At 58.0% G+C, this 15,289-nt stretch carries 12 protein-coding genes and 1 pseudogene; 11 read left to right on the plus strand and 2 right to left on the minus strand.

The genetic code is table 11. The features are described from left to right. The first annotated feature begins 174 nt into the window (after nucleotides 1-174). Nucleotides 175-504 carry a colicin E1 family microcin immunity protein gene (locus PspS34_RS15580; protein WP_102671503.1) on the plus strand — a complete coding sequence of 110 codons (330 nt, stop codon included), beginning with the start codon at nucleotides 175-177 and terminating at the stop codon, nucleotides 502-504. Between the two features lie 22 nt (nucleotides 505-526). Here the strand turns inward: PspS34_RS15580 and PspS34_RS15585 are convergent, their stop codons facing one another. Then, nucleotides 527-2,212, minus strand: coding sequence for a colicin-like pore-forming protein (locus PspS34_RS15585; protein WP_146023717.1), 1,686 nt, complete (start codon nucleotides 2,210-2,212; stop codon nucleotides 527-529). 187 nt (nucleotides 2,213-2,399) lie between these two features. Here PspS34_RS15585 and PspS34_RS28605 point away from each other — a divergent pair. Further along, nucleotides 2,400-2,624, plus strand: a pseudogene (locus tag PspS34_RS28605) (triacylglycerol lipase); the annotation flags it as partial. Between the two features lie 207 nt (nucleotides 2,625-2,831). Here the strand turns inward: PspS34_RS28605 and PspS34_RS15590 are convergent. After that, the gene (locus PspS34_RS15590; protein WP_159390124.1) at nucleotides 2,832-3,896 is read right to left on the minus strand and encodes a hypothetical protein; all 1,065 of its coding nucleotides are present in this window, start codon (nucleotides 3,894-3,896) and stop codon (nucleotides 2,832-2,834) included. A 335-nt stretch (nucleotides 3,897-4,231) separates the two neighbouring features. On the opposite strand from PspS34_RS15590, the gene PspS34_RS15595 reads away from it, so the two are divergent. From PspS34_RS15595 to PspS34_RS15635, 9 genes are all read left to right on the plus strand, one after another. After that, a complete protein-coding gene (locus PspS34_RS15595; RefSeq protein ID WP_159390125.1) occupies nucleotides 4,232-5,113 on the plus strand; it encodes a triacylglycerol lipase in 882 nt (293 codons plus the stop codon). A 106-nt stretch (nucleotides 5,114-5,219) separates the two neighbouring features. Continuing rightward, the gene (locus tag PspS34_RS15600; protein WP_008051985.1) at nucleotides 5,220-5,501 is read left to right on the plus strand and encodes a peptidylprolyl isomerase; all 282 of its coding nucleotides are present in this window, start codon (nucleotides 5,220-5,222) and stop codon (nucleotides 5,499-5,501) included. Nucleotides 5,502-5,636: 135 nt separating this feature from the next. Next, on the plus strand, nucleotides 5,637-7,505 hold the full coding sequence (locus tag PspS34_RS15605; RefSeq protein ID WP_154946734.1) for an extracellular solute-binding protein: 1,869 nt from the start codon (nucleotides 5,637-5,639) through the stop codon (nucleotides 7,503-7,505). Further along, nucleotides 7,505-8,566, plus strand: coding sequence for a microcin C ABC transporter permease YejB (locus PspS34_RS15610; RefSeq protein ID WP_102671498.1), 1,062 nt, complete (start codon nucleotides 7,505-7,507; stop codon nucleotides 8,564-8,566). The genes PspS34_RS15605 and PspS34_RS15610 overlap by 1 nt, the downstream gene beginning before the upstream one ends. After that, complete coding sequence (locus PspS34_RS15615) at nucleotides 8,566-9,588, plus strand: ABC transporter permease (protein ID WP_150814071.1); 1,023 nt, start codon at nucleotides 8,566-8,568, stop codon at nucleotides 9,586-9,588. The genes PspS34_RS15610 and PspS34_RS15615 overlap by 1 nt, the downstream gene beginning before the upstream one ends. A gap of 26 nt (nucleotides 9,589-9,614) precedes the next feature. Continuing rightward, nucleotides 9,615-11,192 carry an ABC transporter ATP-binding protein gene (locus PspS34_RS15620; RefSeq protein ID WP_057714606.1) on the plus strand — a complete coding sequence of 526 codons (1,578 nt, stop codon included), beginning with the start codon at nucleotides 9,615-9,617 and terminating at the stop codon, nucleotides 11,190-11,192. A 139-nt stretch (nucleotides 11,193-11,331) separates the two neighbouring features. Next, the gene (locus PspS34_RS15625; RefSeq protein ID WP_150814069.1) at nucleotides 11,332-12,747 is read left to right on the plus strand and encodes a sigma 54-interacting transcriptional regulator; all 1,416 of its coding nucleotides are present in this window, start codon (nucleotides 11,332-11,334) and stop codon (nucleotides 12,745-12,747) included. A gap of 286 nt (nucleotides 12,748-13,033) precedes the next feature. Then, complete coding sequence (locus PspS34_RS15630; RefSeq protein ID WP_090455620.1) at nucleotides 13,034-14,425, plus strand: GntP family permease; 1,392 nt, start codon at nucleotides 13,034-13,036, stop codon at nucleotides 14,423-14,425. A gap of 7 nt (nucleotides 14,426-14,432) precedes the next feature. Then, nucleotides 14,433-15,206 (plus strand): 3-hydroxybutyrate dehydrogenase, encoded by a 774-nt coding sequence (locus PspS34_RS15635; protein WP_154859795.1) that lies wholly within the window; start codon nucleotides 14,433-14,435, stop codon nucleotides 15,204-15,206. Nucleotides 15,207-15,289: the final 83 nt, after the last annotated feature.

Consider the following 15,289-nt stretch of genomic DNA (forward strand, 5'->3'; position numbering starts at 1 on the left):
TAACGTTTAGACGCTGCACTCGTGAAACTTTTGGAGGACGATTGAAGCACAAGAGTTCTGTCGAAAAACCTGGATGATTATGTATGGAGGCAAATCTACAGAGTAAGAAGAAAGTGACGCCAGCTCGATTCAAGCTGGCACGGCACATTGTCATCAACAGTAACGAGGTCAAGGATGGATAAAAAATATTTTACTAAACATTTACTATTGAGCGCGCTGTACCTAATTACAGCTAGTGCTGCTTTTTATATTGGTGACAAACTTTTCTACCATGACATTAAGCTTGTCACACTCATGCTACTCAGCACGTTGCTATACCCGTTTTCCAGGTACTGGATAACCGCCAGCGCCTATAAACTGACAGGACCTGAGTTCTGGAGAAAGGATTTTTTTATCAAGGGTGACTCTACAGGAATAAATGCACTATTTATATTTTTTTGCCTCGCCTTCGCCATCCCACTGGGCAGCGCTTACTTAATATGCATGATCTTAAAAAGGGGGTGAAAGCTGCCACCCCTTTTACATATCAGAGATTTATCACGTAGTCGTTGATCTTGCCCACGAGCGCGTCATCAATCAATGAACTAATCACAGCCGTTAGCAATGCAAATCCTAGAATAGTCATGGGTGTCGCAGCCGTCAGACCAAACATGAACGCCACCAGAGCGGTTGCCCCCTTGCCCACAACTAAAGACTCAACTTTGACAAAAAACGGTATCCAATCACCACTCTTTGATGATGTTTGCGCTTCTGCGAGCAAGCTGAAAAGATCAGTGAGATTACCAATAGTCTTCAGCCCTTTACCGAATGCTGTCAGATTTTTAGACATCACCTCTTTATCAAGAGCGTCAAGAGCCCGAGCAATCGCCTCCCTGTCCTGAACTCCAAACTTTTTGCTCAAAACATCCTTATACTGATCAAAGGCCTTTATTGCCTCACCAGCATTACGAATCGTCTTCCCTTTTGCATTTTCCGAAAGCTCTTTCGCCAGCGCCTCGGCTCTTACACCAAATCTCTCACTCACCTCCTTATAAAAATCCGTAGTAAATTTGATTGCACTCTGGATCTGTTCAGCTTCATTTGACCGTTCTGCCAAGCCACCCAACGCATTTGAAGTTGAAGTCAGGTGCCTCGCAGATTCGGCCTTCAACAATGCGTCGTGGTAGCTGAGCCACTTTGTCCCTATCGGGGTGTGGGTTTGCAGATAAACCAACTCGTTGAGGGCCTCTAATTCTGGCTTGCTCAGAGGTGCGCTGATTTTCGGGTTATTCGCTCGAAAATTGATGGTTATCCCACCACTTTTGTATGGAGGCGGTGCAACGACAGGTTTGATCTCTGCCATTTTGGTCGAAGCCATACGCTCTAGCGTCGCCTTGTAATGTAATAACACTTGAGTTTGGGTCATGCCTGTCAGGGAACCTGCTGCAGCAACGAGTTCTGTTTGAAGAAACTCGGGAAGTTGCTGAGCGTGAATATTCAGTTCCAAACCAATAATGCTGAGTCTCTGGCTCTGCACAGCGAACCATGCGGTACCATCTAGAGGAACTACCGACTCCGCTTGGTTTCTGCTGTTAGCTAGATCTGCGAGTTTGCCAGCCAGAATGTCCACCGAGAGTGAAAGCGCTTTTAGCTCCAATGCCGATTTATAGACATTGTCAAACATGGCATATAGGCTCATGAGTGCTTGGGAGTCGGCACTACCGGAGTTCAGAAACTCACGCATCTTCTGACGCGGCAGCACCTCCATCATGAAGAAGGGGCTCTGACCAAAAAGGCCATAGATATTTGGTGCGATGGATATGTACTGCTTCTTTTTTAAGTCAATAAGCTCTAGGGTGACCTGTTGGTCTACGGCAGCAGATTCTGGGGGAGCTAAAACCTGAGCACTTTTTGCGGCGTTTTTTCTTTCCTCCAGTTCACGCGTGGTATCGGTGAGGAGTGTATTGAATCGTGCATTGTATTCATTATCAATCTGCTGCTGATTGTAGACTTGTTCATTCATAAACTCAGCCATAACGTTTGGCAACGCGATATCCCGAATTCCACTTGAGCCTCCCTCCCCTCTACGAGGCCCTTCCTGCAACCCCCATCCACCATTACTTCCGCTGTAACCACCGCCACCACCCGGACCGAAGGTTTGCTGACGCCCAGCAACAATGTGCGTAGGTTTAATATAGTAAGTTTCGCCTCGAACAAATCCGTTATCTGCCACGTGTAACTTCTCCCTATCAATCCATTGAAAGTTCGTTTCCCAACAATCGGCATCGAACGAAGCCTATTAAACGTCATAAAAAAATCTCATGATGTCGGGAGAGCACTTCGCGCCACGGAGAATATTGATATTGATGCGGTAGGAATTGGCGCTTTACAATTTTCTTTCTGACGAATTACGTTCAGACATTCCGGCGAAGACCGAATGAGTCGGCAAGTTCGAGGTCTTTCACGACATCAGGTAGACGCGAAGGAACGCCGGAGCAAGAGTGTTCGTTCCCCACCTATCAGCCACCTATGACAACGAAGTACTCGATGATCAATTGCTCACGTAGATCGAGCGGGTAGTGGAAGAAACCGGTGCACACAAAGTCAACCTCATAGGACCTCACCACGGAGCACTGACCGCGCGGTCGCCCAGGTAAACAGCCACCTGACCAGACTCAGGATTCCGGCTCGAATCATGGTCGATTGCAAGCCGTGTTCAACGATTTACTTGAGGAACAGAACAACTGCTGCTTGAAGCGGCGGATCGGTTGCAAGCGCAAGACAGCGCCCGTTAATCGACATCATCCGTCCGCCCTCCGGTCTTCATGGAAAGACTGGAGGGCAAATGGCAATCAATGTCCCATCAGGGACTGCACCTGAACCAGCGTCACCTCCGATTGCTGTCGGGCGCCGTCAAGGCGCTCGACTGAATAGGAAATACGGATCGCCGAATCTCGATGTTCCCTCCAGAACGGGTAGGGAATGATGAACACCAACGGCTCGCCAGCGGTGTCCCTGGTTATTTCGCGGTCGTCATGGTGATTGAGTTTCTCCCCGTCGCACTCCAGGTAAATCCGTTCTCCTTTTTCAGCGCTGGCGTTCTCGATGACGACGGTCACGCCATCCTGCGCATCCTGCAGGTCCACCCAACCTTCGTCGGCTTCCAGCACAGTGGGTGCTTGCAGTGGTCGGCGCTCCAGTATGCCAATCATCAGTGCCGTTACTTCAGAATAACGAGGCCCCTGCCCTGCTTGCTTGACGCAATAATCGACGGACACTGAGGAGCCCAGATTCAGCGTAATGCACTCCGGACTGACCCAGAACGACAGTTCGTCCCCCACCGCGAAGGACTCGACCTTGAGTGCATCACTGAAACTTGAGTCGACCGAAACGCCCGCCCAGGTCAGCAACACCCAGTCGCCCGCCGCCATGCGCGCATAGGGTTTGATCGTAACGATCGCCCCTTCTTTTACCCTATCGGGATCAAGCGTTCTACCCACCGCATCGTTCACCGTCGCGGGCAACAGGTCGCATTGCACGTCACCGACACTCAGCTGCAGACGATGGGAATGCACGGGCTCGGCAAATCGGGTGCTCGTGAGTGAGTAACCGATTTCCAGTGAGCCCCCCTCAAGCGCCGCGATATGTGCACTACCTACGGCAAAGATGATGTCCTCGCCGACCCGTTCCTCACTGACGAAACGCGCCACCTGATGCTTGCAGGCGAGGCCATCGGCATCCAGCCCCGCCCAACTCAACAGTAATTTGTCGCCGCAGGTCATGCCTGGATACGGCTGGACCCTGATGACGGCTTTTTTGTCGGAAGGGTTCAGAACACCGTTTTGCGCCTGCTCCAGCATGGGTGGTGGTAATGGTTGCTGCGCGAGATTCAAGGTATCGGGTTCATAAGCAGTCATTCATTCGCTCCATTCCCTGGAATAGACACCGGACAGGTGGCCGGCTCTGGACGGCTATTTAACCCCATGGCAAACAATCGCGATGTCGGCCTCAAACGCTGACCCGCTCGGAAAGTCGATACATGCAAAGTAGGTCTTTGATCAGCAACAAGCTGATTGCCGCGAAAAGTCCTCAATCGATTCCGACCAAGGCTTCAGCCACTCGTGGGTATTCGCACTTGTTCTATTCCGTTTTCCGCAAGTTTCGCCGGACTTTTCATACATCGCGCCAACCTCGAGTGTTTTAGAGTGAAGCGCCATGCAGTCTCAATGAACTTCTGCGTAAAGGTATGAACATGCAAAGGAATGCAAGCACTTGTTACCCAATACTGCTGGTCCACGGCCTTTTCGGCTTCGAAAGAATCGGCAAGTTCGAGCTCTTTCACGACATCAGGCAGGCGCTGAGGAACGCCGGAGCCAGGGTGTTCGTTCCCCACTTGTCGGCCATCCATGACAACGAGGTACGCGGAGACCAATTGCTCGCTCAGATCGAGCGGGTACTGGAAGGAACCGGTGCACACAAAGTCAACCTCATAGGTCATAGCCAGGGCGCACTGACAGCACGTTATGCCGCGGCGATTGCGCCACACAACGTGGCATCGGTCACCTCCGTCAGCGGGCCGAACCATGGTTCGGAACTGGCCGATTTCCTGCGCAAGGCATTGACACCGGGCTGCCTGCCGGAACATGTGGCCGAGACAGTGGTGACCCTGTTCGCCGACTTCCTCGCGGCATTAAGCGACAATCAGTATCTACCGCGGAACGCCATTGCCGCCCTCAACGCGCTGACCACCGAAGGCGTAGGCGCATTCAACGACAAATACCCACAAGGACTGCCAGCCACCTGGGGTGGCAAGGGGTGCGAACGGGTCAACGGTGTTCATTACTACTCGTGGAGCGGCGTGCTGCCGTCGAATGCGCTCGAAGAAGGGCTTTATGCGCTCGATCCGTTCAACGTCTTATGCCGAGCCCTTTCCGGTTATTTCGTCACGGAAAGCGAGCAGAACGACGGTTTGGTCGGTCGTTTCAGCTCCCATCTGGGAACGGTTATCCGGTCCGACTATCCACTGGATCATCTGGACACCATTGGCCAGCCGGCCGGTCAACTGCGTAAAGGTGTCAACCCGATTGAACTGTATGTCCAGCACGCCAGGCGCTTGAGGGACGCCGGCCTTTGAGGTCCGACTGCCGCGGATCCCGCGTGGAACGGAACTTTGAGGAGAAATAGCTCACTGAATCCGGTAGGCTCAGCACTTTATCGAGTATTGAAAGGAGTATTTTCCCATGGCTAAAGCCACTGCCCGTCACATCCTTGTTGCCTCCGAAGCCAAGTGCAACGAACTCAAGGCCCAAATCGAGGCTGGCGCCGATTTCGCCGAAGTTGCCAAGGCAAACTCCACCTGCCCTTCCAGCCGCCAGGGCGGTGACCTGGGTTCGTTCGGTCCGGGCCAGATGGTCAAGGAATTCGACACTGTGGTCTTCAGCGCACCGCTCAACGTGGTCCAGGGCCCGGTCAAGACCCAGTTCGGTTTCCACCTTCTGGAAGTGACCAGCCGTCAGGACTGATCGACGCTTGAGCTATTCACTCAACGGCCCGCCTATTGGTGGGCCGTTGTGTTTTCAACGCGCAATACGGCTGGCGAGGGACGCGCCGCTAGCGTACAAATTGTCGTTAACGACCTCCCGGTTCTAAGGCTGACAATGCGACTGGCTTTCCCTACTTTGCTGTTCACGGCCGTGGCCCTGCTGATGGGTGCCTCGGGCGTGCATGCGGCACCGCAACCGGCAATGACCGTGTACGGCGAACCGGCGAAATACCCTCCCGGCTTCAGTCATTTCGCCTACACCAACCCGCAGGCCCCCAAGGGTGGCACGATGCGGCGATCGGCGATCGAAATCGGTCAGTTCGATCATGTTTTGCCTTACATCGACAAAGGCATCGGCGTTACACAGATTGACGGCTTGATCTACTCGCCACTGGCCCAACGCTCGCTGGACGAGCCTTATACCGTTTACGGTCTGGTGGCTGAGAAGATGGAGCGCTCAGAGGACGGCCTGTCCCTGCGCTTTTACCTCAACCCCAAGGCGCGTTTTGCCGATGGCAAACCGATTACAGCCCAAGACGTGCGCTACACCTTCGACCTGCTGATGACCCAGGGCAGCCTGCGCTACCGAACCCAATTCGCCGACGTCAAAAGCGTCGAAGTGGAATCGCCACTGACCATCCGCTTTGATTTCAAGAACAACGAAAATCGCACCCTGCCCCTGGATATCGCAACCTTGCCGGTGTTTCCCGAACACTGGTGGAAGAGCCGCGATTTCGCCGGTGGCGGCGGCTATGAAGCGCCGCTGGGCAGCGGTCCCTATACAGTCGGCAAGATCGATTCGGGGCGCAGCATCACCTTCGAGCGCAACCCCGATTGGTGGGGCAAGGATCTGCCGGTCAGCCGTGGCCTGTACAACTTCGATCATTTCAGCATCGAGTACTTCGGCGATACCGACGTGGCGCGCCAGGTGTTGCGCGGCGGCGCCTTTGACTACAACCGGGAATTTTCCGCCACCGCTTACTCCATCGGCTACGAAAGCCCGGCCCTGAGCGATGGTCGCCTGCAAAAAGCCCACCTCGCCACAGAGGCGCCGCAACCGGCCCAGGGTTTTGTGTTCAATCTGCAAAAGCCCATGTTCCAGGACCGTCGAGTGCGCCAGGCACTGGTGATGCTGTGGGACTTCGAGTGGAGCAATCGGCAGATGATGCGCGACATGTACATCCGCCAGCAGAGCTTTTTTTCCAATACCGATCTCGCGGCCCGGCAACTGCCGGATGCCGGTGAGCTGGCGATTCTCGAACCGTTGCGCGGGCAGATTCCCGACGAAGTCTTCACCAAAGTGTTCGAGGCGCCGAAGACCGATGGCAGCGGCGTGATTCGCGACAAGCAGTTGCAGGCCCTGGACTTGCTCGAACAGGCTGGCTGGAAACCCGATGGCGACCAACTGGTCAATGCCCACGGCGAACCGCTGAGCTTCACGTTCCTGGTCAGTCAAAACGGCATGGACCGCCTGCTGTTGCCCTATAAACGCACGCTGAAACAGATCGGCATCGACCTGAACATCCGCCGCATCGACTCGTCCCAGTACGTCAATCGCCTGATGAGCCGCGACTACGACATGATCGTCACCGGCTACCCGGTCACCACCTCTCCGGGGGGCGAACTGGTCAATTACTTCGGTTCGGAGGCGGCCACCGACCCTGGCTCCAACAACTACATGGTGTTGCAGAACCCGGCGGTGGACACCCTGATCACCGGGCTGATCCGCGCCAATACCCAGGCTGACATGTTGCATTACGCCCATGCCCTGGACCGGGTGCTGCAATGGAATTACTACTGGATTCCCAACTATTACCCGCCGGGCACCTCAACGGTGTGGTGGAACCGCTTCGGCATCCCGAACGTGCAAGCGAGTAATGACGAAGCCATCGAGAGTTGGTGGGAGATGAGCACCACGCCATTGACCAACCAACAGATGACGGCCGAGCGTATCAGCCGAGGCAAACCCGGAGGGCCGCACTGATGTGGGCTTACATATTGCGGCGCCTGCTGCTGATCATTCCGACGCTGGTGATTATTCTCCTGGTCAACTTTGTCATCGTCCAGGCCGCGCCGGGCGGGCCGGTCGAACAGGCCATCGCGCACCTGCAAGGCATTGGCGGCGCTGCGGTCGGCGGCGGTTCCGGCGAGTCCGTGAGCGGCAAGTCCCGGGCCAGTCGCGGTCTCGACCCGCAGCTGATCAAGGACATTGAAAAGCAGTACGGCTTCGATAAACCGGCACACGAACGCCTCTGGTTGATGCTCACCAGCTACGCGCGCCTGGACTTCGGCAAGAGTTTCTTCCGCGGCGCCACCGTCACCGATCTGATCCTCGAAAAAATGCCCGTGACCATTTCCCTCGGACTCTGGGCGACGCTGATCACCTACCTGGTGTCGATTCCCCTGGGCATCCGCAAGGCCGTGCACCATGGCAGCCAATTCGACATCTGGAGCAGTACCGCGATCATCATCGGCTATGCCATGCCGGCGTTCCTGTTTGCGATGTTCCTGATCGTAGTCTTTGCCGGTGGCACTTCGCTGAACTGGTTTCCGGTCCGCGGGTTGGTCTCGGACAACTTCGAATCGCTGTCGACCCTTGGCAAAGTGGCCGACTACTTCTGGCATCTGGTGCTGCCGGTGACCGCCCTGGTGATCGGCGGATTCGCCACGCTGACCATCCTGACCAAGAACTCGTTCCTCAATGAAATCACCCGCCAGTACGTGGTCACCGCCCGGGCCAAGGGCTTGAGTGAACGACGGGTGCTCTACGGGCACGTGTTCCGCAACGCCATGCTGCTGGTGGTGTCGGGCATTCCCCAGGCGTTCATCAGTGTGTTTTTTGCCGGTTCCCTGCTGATCGAGGTGATCTTCTCCCTCGACGGCCTCGGCCGCATGAGCTACGAAGCGGCAGTATCCCGGGACTATCCGGTGGTGTTCGGCTCGCTGTTCATCTTCACCCTGTTTGGCCTTCTGATAAAACTGGTCGGCGACCTCTGCTACACCCTGGTCGACCCACGTATCGACTTCGCCGCGAGGAACGCCTGATGCTCAAGCTTTCACCGCTGGCGCGTCGCCGCTTTGAGCGGTTCAAGAAAAACCGGCGGGGCTGGTGGTCGCTCTGGCTGTTTGTCGGCCTGTTCCTGATGACCCTGGGCGGCGAACTGATCGCCAACGACAAACCGCTGATGGTCAGCTATCAGGGCCAGTGGTATTTCCCGGTCTTCAAGCGCCACACCGAACAGGAGTTCGGCGGACAACTGCCGTTTCAGGCCGACTACCGCAGCGACTACGTGCAGAAGCTGATCAGGAAGGACGGTGGCTGGTTGCTGTTTCCGCCGATTCCGTTCAGTGATGACACCCCTAACTACGACCTGAACAAACCCGCCCCCAGTCCGCCCTCCAGCATCAATTGGCTGGGCACCGACGACCAGGCACGGGACGTTCTGGCCCGGGTGATCTTCGGTGCCCGGGTGTCGATCCTGTTTGCCTTGATGCTGACCTTTGTCAGTGCCCTGATCGGCATCGCGGCCGGAGCCCTGCAAGGCTATTACGGCGGCTGGGTGGACTTGCTCGGCCAGCGTCTGCTGGAGGTGTGGTCCGGGTTGCCGGTGTTGTACCTGCTGATCATCCTGTCGGGCTTCGTCGAACCGAATTTCTGGTGGCTGCTGGGAATCATGGCGCTGTTTTCATGGCTGGCCCTGGTGGACGTGGTGCGCGCCGAGTTCCTGCGCGGGCGCAACCTGGAATACGTCAAGGCCGCGCGCGCGCTGGGCCTGACCGACCGCAAAGTCATCGTGCGGCACATTCTGCCCAACGCCATGAACGCGACCTTGAGCTACTTGCCGTTCATTCTGACCGGGGCGATTTCCACCCTGACGGCGCTGGACTTCCTCGGCTTCGGCATGCCTGCGGGCAGCGCTTCCCTGGGTGAACTGATCGGTCAGGGCAAGCAAAACCTGCAAGCGCCATGGCTGGGACTGACGGCGTTCTTCACCCTGGCGCTGATTCTTTCTTTACTGGTGTTCATTGGCGAAGCACTGCGCGACGCTTTTGATCCTCGGTCTTGACCCTCGATCTTGATGCGGATGTTGATATGACCAACCTGATCGAAATCCGTGACCTCAGCGTGGCCTTCAGTGGCCAGACCGTGGTGCGCAATCTGTGCCTGGACATCCGCCCCGGCGAATGCCTGGCGCTGGTGGGCGAATCGGGCTCGGGCAAGTCGGTGACGGCCCACTCAATCCTGCAACTGCTGCCGCAAACCGATACCGAGACGACAGGCAGCATCCGCTATCGCGGCCAGGAACTGGTGGGCGCCGATGCCGGCAAGTTGCGCAAACTGCGCGGTAATCGCATCGCGATGATCTTCCAGGAGCCGATGACCTCCCTCAACCCGCTGCACAGCATCGAAAAACAGATTGGTGAAACCTTGCTGGTGCACAAAGGCCTGGCGGGCAAGGCGGCGCAAGCGCGGATCCTCGAATTGTTGCATCTGGTAGGCATCCAGAAACCCGAAGAGCGCCTCAAGGCCTATCCCCACCAATTATCTGGCGGGCAGCGCCAACGGGTGATGATCGCCATGGCCCTGGCGTGTGAACCGGAACTGCTGATTGCCGACGAACCGACCACCGCGCTGGATGTGACGGTGCAGCGCAAAATCCTGCTGCTGCTCAAATCCCTGCAACAGCGGCTGGGCATGTCGCTGCTGCTGATCAGCCATGACCTCAATCTGGTGCGCAGCATCGCCCAGCGCGTGTGCGTGATGAAGGCCGGGGAAATTGTCGAGCAGGCGCCGTGCGAAACCCTGTTCACCGAACCCAGGCACCCTTATAGCTGCATACTGCTGCACGCTGAACCCGAGGGCGAAGCCTTGCCCCGGGACGAGCGCGAAAACGTACTGGAGGTGGACAACCTGCAGGTGCGGTTTCCCGTCGGTGGTGGCCTGTTTCAGCGCAAGACCTGGCTGCGTGCAGTGGATGGCATCAGCCTGAATATCCAACGCGGCAAGACCCTGGGCATCGTCGGCGAGTCCGGTTCGGGAAAGTCCACCCTTGGCCAGGCGATCCTGCGTTTGCTCGACTCCGAAGGCGGTATTCGCTTTCAAGGCCAGGCGCTGGACGGTCTGACGCAAAAACAGCTACGGCCGTGGCGCAAGAAGATGCAGGTGGTGTTCCAGGACCCTTTCGGCAGCCTCAGCCCGCGGATGTCGGTCGCGCAGATCATCAGCGAAGGCCTGGAAGTGCACAGCCAGTTGAGCACTGAAGAGTGCAATGCCGAAGTGATCCGGGCACTGAACGAAGTCGGCCTTGACCCCCAAAGTCGCCATCGCTATCCCCACGAGTTTTCCGGTGGACAGCGACAGCGCATCGCCATCGCCCGGGCGCTGGTGCTGAAGCCGGCGCTGATCCTGCTCGACGAACCGACCTCGGCGCTGGACCGCACGGTGCAAAAACAAGTGGTCGCCCTGCTCCGTCAGCTTCAGGAAAAATACGGATTGACCTATCTGTTCATCAGTCATGACCTGGCAGTGGTGCGCGCCCTGGCCCACGACATGATCGTGATCAAGGACGGAAAAGTGGTGGAGCGCGGCGCCAGCCATGAGGTGTTTGACTCACCGCAGCATCCGTACACCAAGGAGCTATTGGCGGCGGCGATGTTGGGGCAGGCATAATCTGGCCGTTAAACCGCGTTGCGGCCTTCGCGAGCAAGCCCGCTCCCACAGTTGATCGGTGTCGTTCACAGATCCCATGTGGGAGCGGGCTTGCTCGCGAAGGGGCCGCCACAGGCAATAAATCATCAGGATCAAACCCATGAACACCACCGAAAGCCTCAAGGACTACCAGCGCGTTCGCTTGCTGGCGATCCGTTCGCTGTTCGAAATCATCGAACAATCAAGCGAGGGCACGGTGATTGTCGACCGCGATGCCAACATCGTCTGGATGAACGAGCGCTATGCCCGACGCTTCGGCCTGCCATCGGCCGAAGTCGCGATCGGCAAGCCCTGCGAAAGCGTGATCCCCGGCAGCCTGCTGCGTGAGGTGGTGCGCACCGGCCGGCCGATTCTGCTGGATATGCAAGACACCTCCAAAGAACCGCTGGTGGTCATGCGCCTGCCGATTCACGACGATGCCGGCGTAGTCATCGGCGCCATCGGTTTCGCCCTGTTCGACGAGTTGCGCAGCCTGTCGCCGATGCTCAAGCGCTACATGAGCATGCAGGAAGAACTGGCCTCCACCCGCTCGCTGCTGCGGGCGCGGCAGACCAGATACAACTTCGCCCACTTCATCGGCACCAGCGCCGCCAGCCTGGAAGTCAAACGCCGCGCCCGGCGCAGTGCGAGCACCGAATCGCCGGTATTGCTGCTCGGCGAGACCGGTACCGGCAAAGAGTTGCTGGCCCAGGCGATCCACAACGCCTCGCCCCGCGCGCACAAGGCTTTCGTGAGCATCAACAGCGCGGCGATTCCTGAATCGCTGCTGGAAGCCGAATTCTTCGGCACCGCCCCCGGCGCGTTTACCGGTGCCGACCGCAAGGGCCGCGCCGGCAAATTGCAGATCGCCCAGGGCGGCACGCTGTTCCTCGACGAAATCGGCGACATGCCGCTGCCCCTGCAAAGCAAACTGCTGCGTGTGCTGCAGGAAAAGGAATTCGAGCCGGTGGGCTCCAACGAAGTGATCCAGAGCGATGTGCGGGTAATCGCCGCGACCTCTACGGACCTGGAAGCCGCGATCAAGCGCGGCGAATTCCGCGCCGACTTGTACTACCGGCTCAACGTGCTGCCGATCCAGGTTCCGCCCCTGCGTGACCGCCTCGATGACGTGCCGGCGCTCAGTGAGGCCATTCTCGAAGAACTGCGCAGCCAGCATGAATTGCACCACGAGGCCCTGGAACTGCTGGGGCAACACGCCTGGCCGGGGAACATCCGGGAGCTGCGCAATGTGCTGGAGCGGGCCGCGCTGCTCAGTGATGATTTGCGCCTGACGGTGGCGGACATCCGCGGGGCGATCGGTACATTCATACCGGTGGAACGCGTGGCGCCCTTGACCATCGAACCGCTTGCCCACGAGACGTTCAGTGTGGCGCGGGAGCGATTTGACCGGCAATTGATCGAAACCACCCTCGCGCAATGCGGGGGCAAGGTGGTTGATGCGGCGGCGCGACTGGGGCTGGGGCGGTCGACGTTGTACAAGAAAATGGCGGCGCTGGGGATTGCCGAGTCTCAATAGAGAGACAGCAATCTCCATTGATAGACAGATCATCGCGAGCAAGCTCGCTCCCACATTAGACCTTGCTCTACTGAACTACTCCGTCCCCCTGTGGGAGCGAGCTTGCTCGCGATGAGGGCAGCACCATCGCCAAAAGTCTCAAATTAGAGACAAAGCCTTCGAACTCAACCCTCATAAATCAAATATATTCTTATATTTCAACAACTTAACAAGATGGCACAAAACTCGCTATACGCCTCTCCCACCAGGCTTCACCCAACAAAAATAACAACCCAGGAGACACACCATGAGTGTGATCATTGCCTTGGCAGCCCTCGCGCTGCTGATGCTGGCTGCCTACCGTGGCTACAGCGTTATCCTTTTTGCCCCGATTGCCGCCCTCGGCGCTGTCCTGCTGACTGACCCGTCTGCCGTCGCCCCCGCTTTCACCGGGGTGTTCATGGAAAAAATGGTCGGCTTCATCAAGCTGTATTTCCCGGTGTTCCTGCTCGGCGCGGTGTTCGGCAAGCTGATCGAACTGTCCGGTTTCTCGCGCTCCATCGTCGCGGCAGCCATTCGCCTGCTCGGCACCCGCCAGGCGATGCTGGTGATCGTGCTGGTCTGCGCCTTGCTGACCTACGGCGGCGTATCGTTGTTTGTGGTGGTGTTCGCGGTCTATCCGTTTGCCGCTGAAATGTTCCGCCAGAGCAACATCCCCAAGCGACTGATCCCGGCGACCATTGCGCTGGGCGCCTTCTCGTTCACCATGGACGCCCTGCCCGGCACGCCACAAATCCAGAACATCATCCCCAGCACCTTCTTCAACACCACCGCCTGGGCGGCGCCGTGGCTGGGCGTGATCGGCACGATCTTCGTGTTCTGCGCCGGCATGCTGTTTCTCCAGCGCCAGCGCAACAAGGCCCAGCGTACCGGTGAAGGCTATGGTTCGGACCTGCGCAACGAGCCGGAAACCGCCCCCGACCTGAAGCTGCCCAACCCGTGGCTGGCGCTGTCGCCACTGCTGGCGGTGGGCATTATGAACCTGCTGTTCACCCACTGGATTCCGCAGGTGTACGGCAAGACCCACAGCCTCGCGCTGCCGGGCATGGCCACGCCGGTGACCACGGAAATCGCCAAGCTCACGGCGATCTGGGCGGTACAGGCAGCCTTGCTGGTCGGCATCCTCATGGTGCTGGTGTTCGGCTACAAGGCGATCAGCCGAAAGCTGGCCGAAGGCAGTAAAAGTGCGGTCAGCGGTGCCTTGCTGGCGGCGATGAATACGGCCTCGGAATACGGTTTCGGGGCGGTGATCGCGTCCCTGCCGGGTTTCCTGGTTCTGGCCGACTGGCTCAAGAGCATTCCCAACCCGCTGGTCAACGAAGCGATTACCGTGACCCTGCTGGCCGGCATCACCGGTTCCGCCTCCGGCGGCATGAGCATCGCGCTGGCGGCGATGTCCGAGCAGTTCATTAGCGCAGCCCACGCGGCGAACATTCCGCTGGAAGTGCTGCACCGGGTCGCCGCGATGGCCAGCGGCGGCATGGACACCCTGCCGCACAACGGCGCGGTGATTACCCTGCTGGCGGTCACCGGGCTGACCCACCGCGAGGCTTACAAAGATATTTTCTGTATTACGCTGATCAAGACCCTGGCGGTTTTCGTGGTGATCGGCACTTTCTACGCCACTGGCATTGTGTGAGGTATTCATGACGACTCTTTCGGGCAAGACCGCACTGGTCACCGGCTCAACCAGCGGCATCGGCCTGGGGATCGCCCTCAGCCTGGCCAAGGCCGGGGCCAACCTGATCCTCAATGGCTTTGGCGATGCCTCCCAAGTGATCGCCCAGGTGCAACAGTTTGGCGGCAAGGTCGGCCATCACCCGGCCGATGTCAGCGATCCGGCACAAATTGCCGACATGATCGCCTACGCCGAGCGCGAGTTCGGCGGCGTCGACATTCTGGTCAACAACGCTGGCATTCAACACGTGGCAGCGGTGGATGAGTTTCCGGTGGAGCGTTGGGATTCGATCATCGCCATCAACCTGTCGTCGGTGTTCCACAGCACCCGCTTGAGCCTGCCGGGCATGCGCGCCAAGGGCTGGGGCCGGGTGATCAACATTGCCTCGGTGCATGGCCTGGTCGGTTCGGTGGGCAAGGCTGCCTATGTCGCCGCCAAGCATGGGGTGATCGGCTTGACCAAAGTGGTCGCGCTGGAAACCGCAACCACCCAGGTCACCTGCAACGCGATCTGCCCAGGCTGGGTATTGACGCCGCTGGTGCAAAAGCAGATTGATGATCGTGCCGCCAGTGGAGTTGACCCGCAGCAGGCGCAGCACGATTTGCTCGCTGAAAAGCAGCCATCGCTGGAATTCGTGACACCGCCGCAACTGGGTGAACTGGTGCTGTTCCTGTGCAGCGAAGCCGGCAGCCAGGTGCGGGGCGCGGCGTGGAATGTTGATGGTGGGTGGTTGGCACAGTGACTGGCTGATAGACCCTTGTGGCGAGGGGGCTTGCCCCCGTTCGGCTGCGAAGCAGTCGTGAATCAGACAACCTGAATCGTCTG

Source organism: Pseudomonas sp. S34, assembly GCF_009866745.1.
GTDB classification, from domain to species: domain Bacteria; phylum Pseudomonadota; class Gammaproteobacteria; order Pseudomonadales; family Pseudomonadaceae; genus Aquipseudomonas; species Aquipseudomonas jessenii.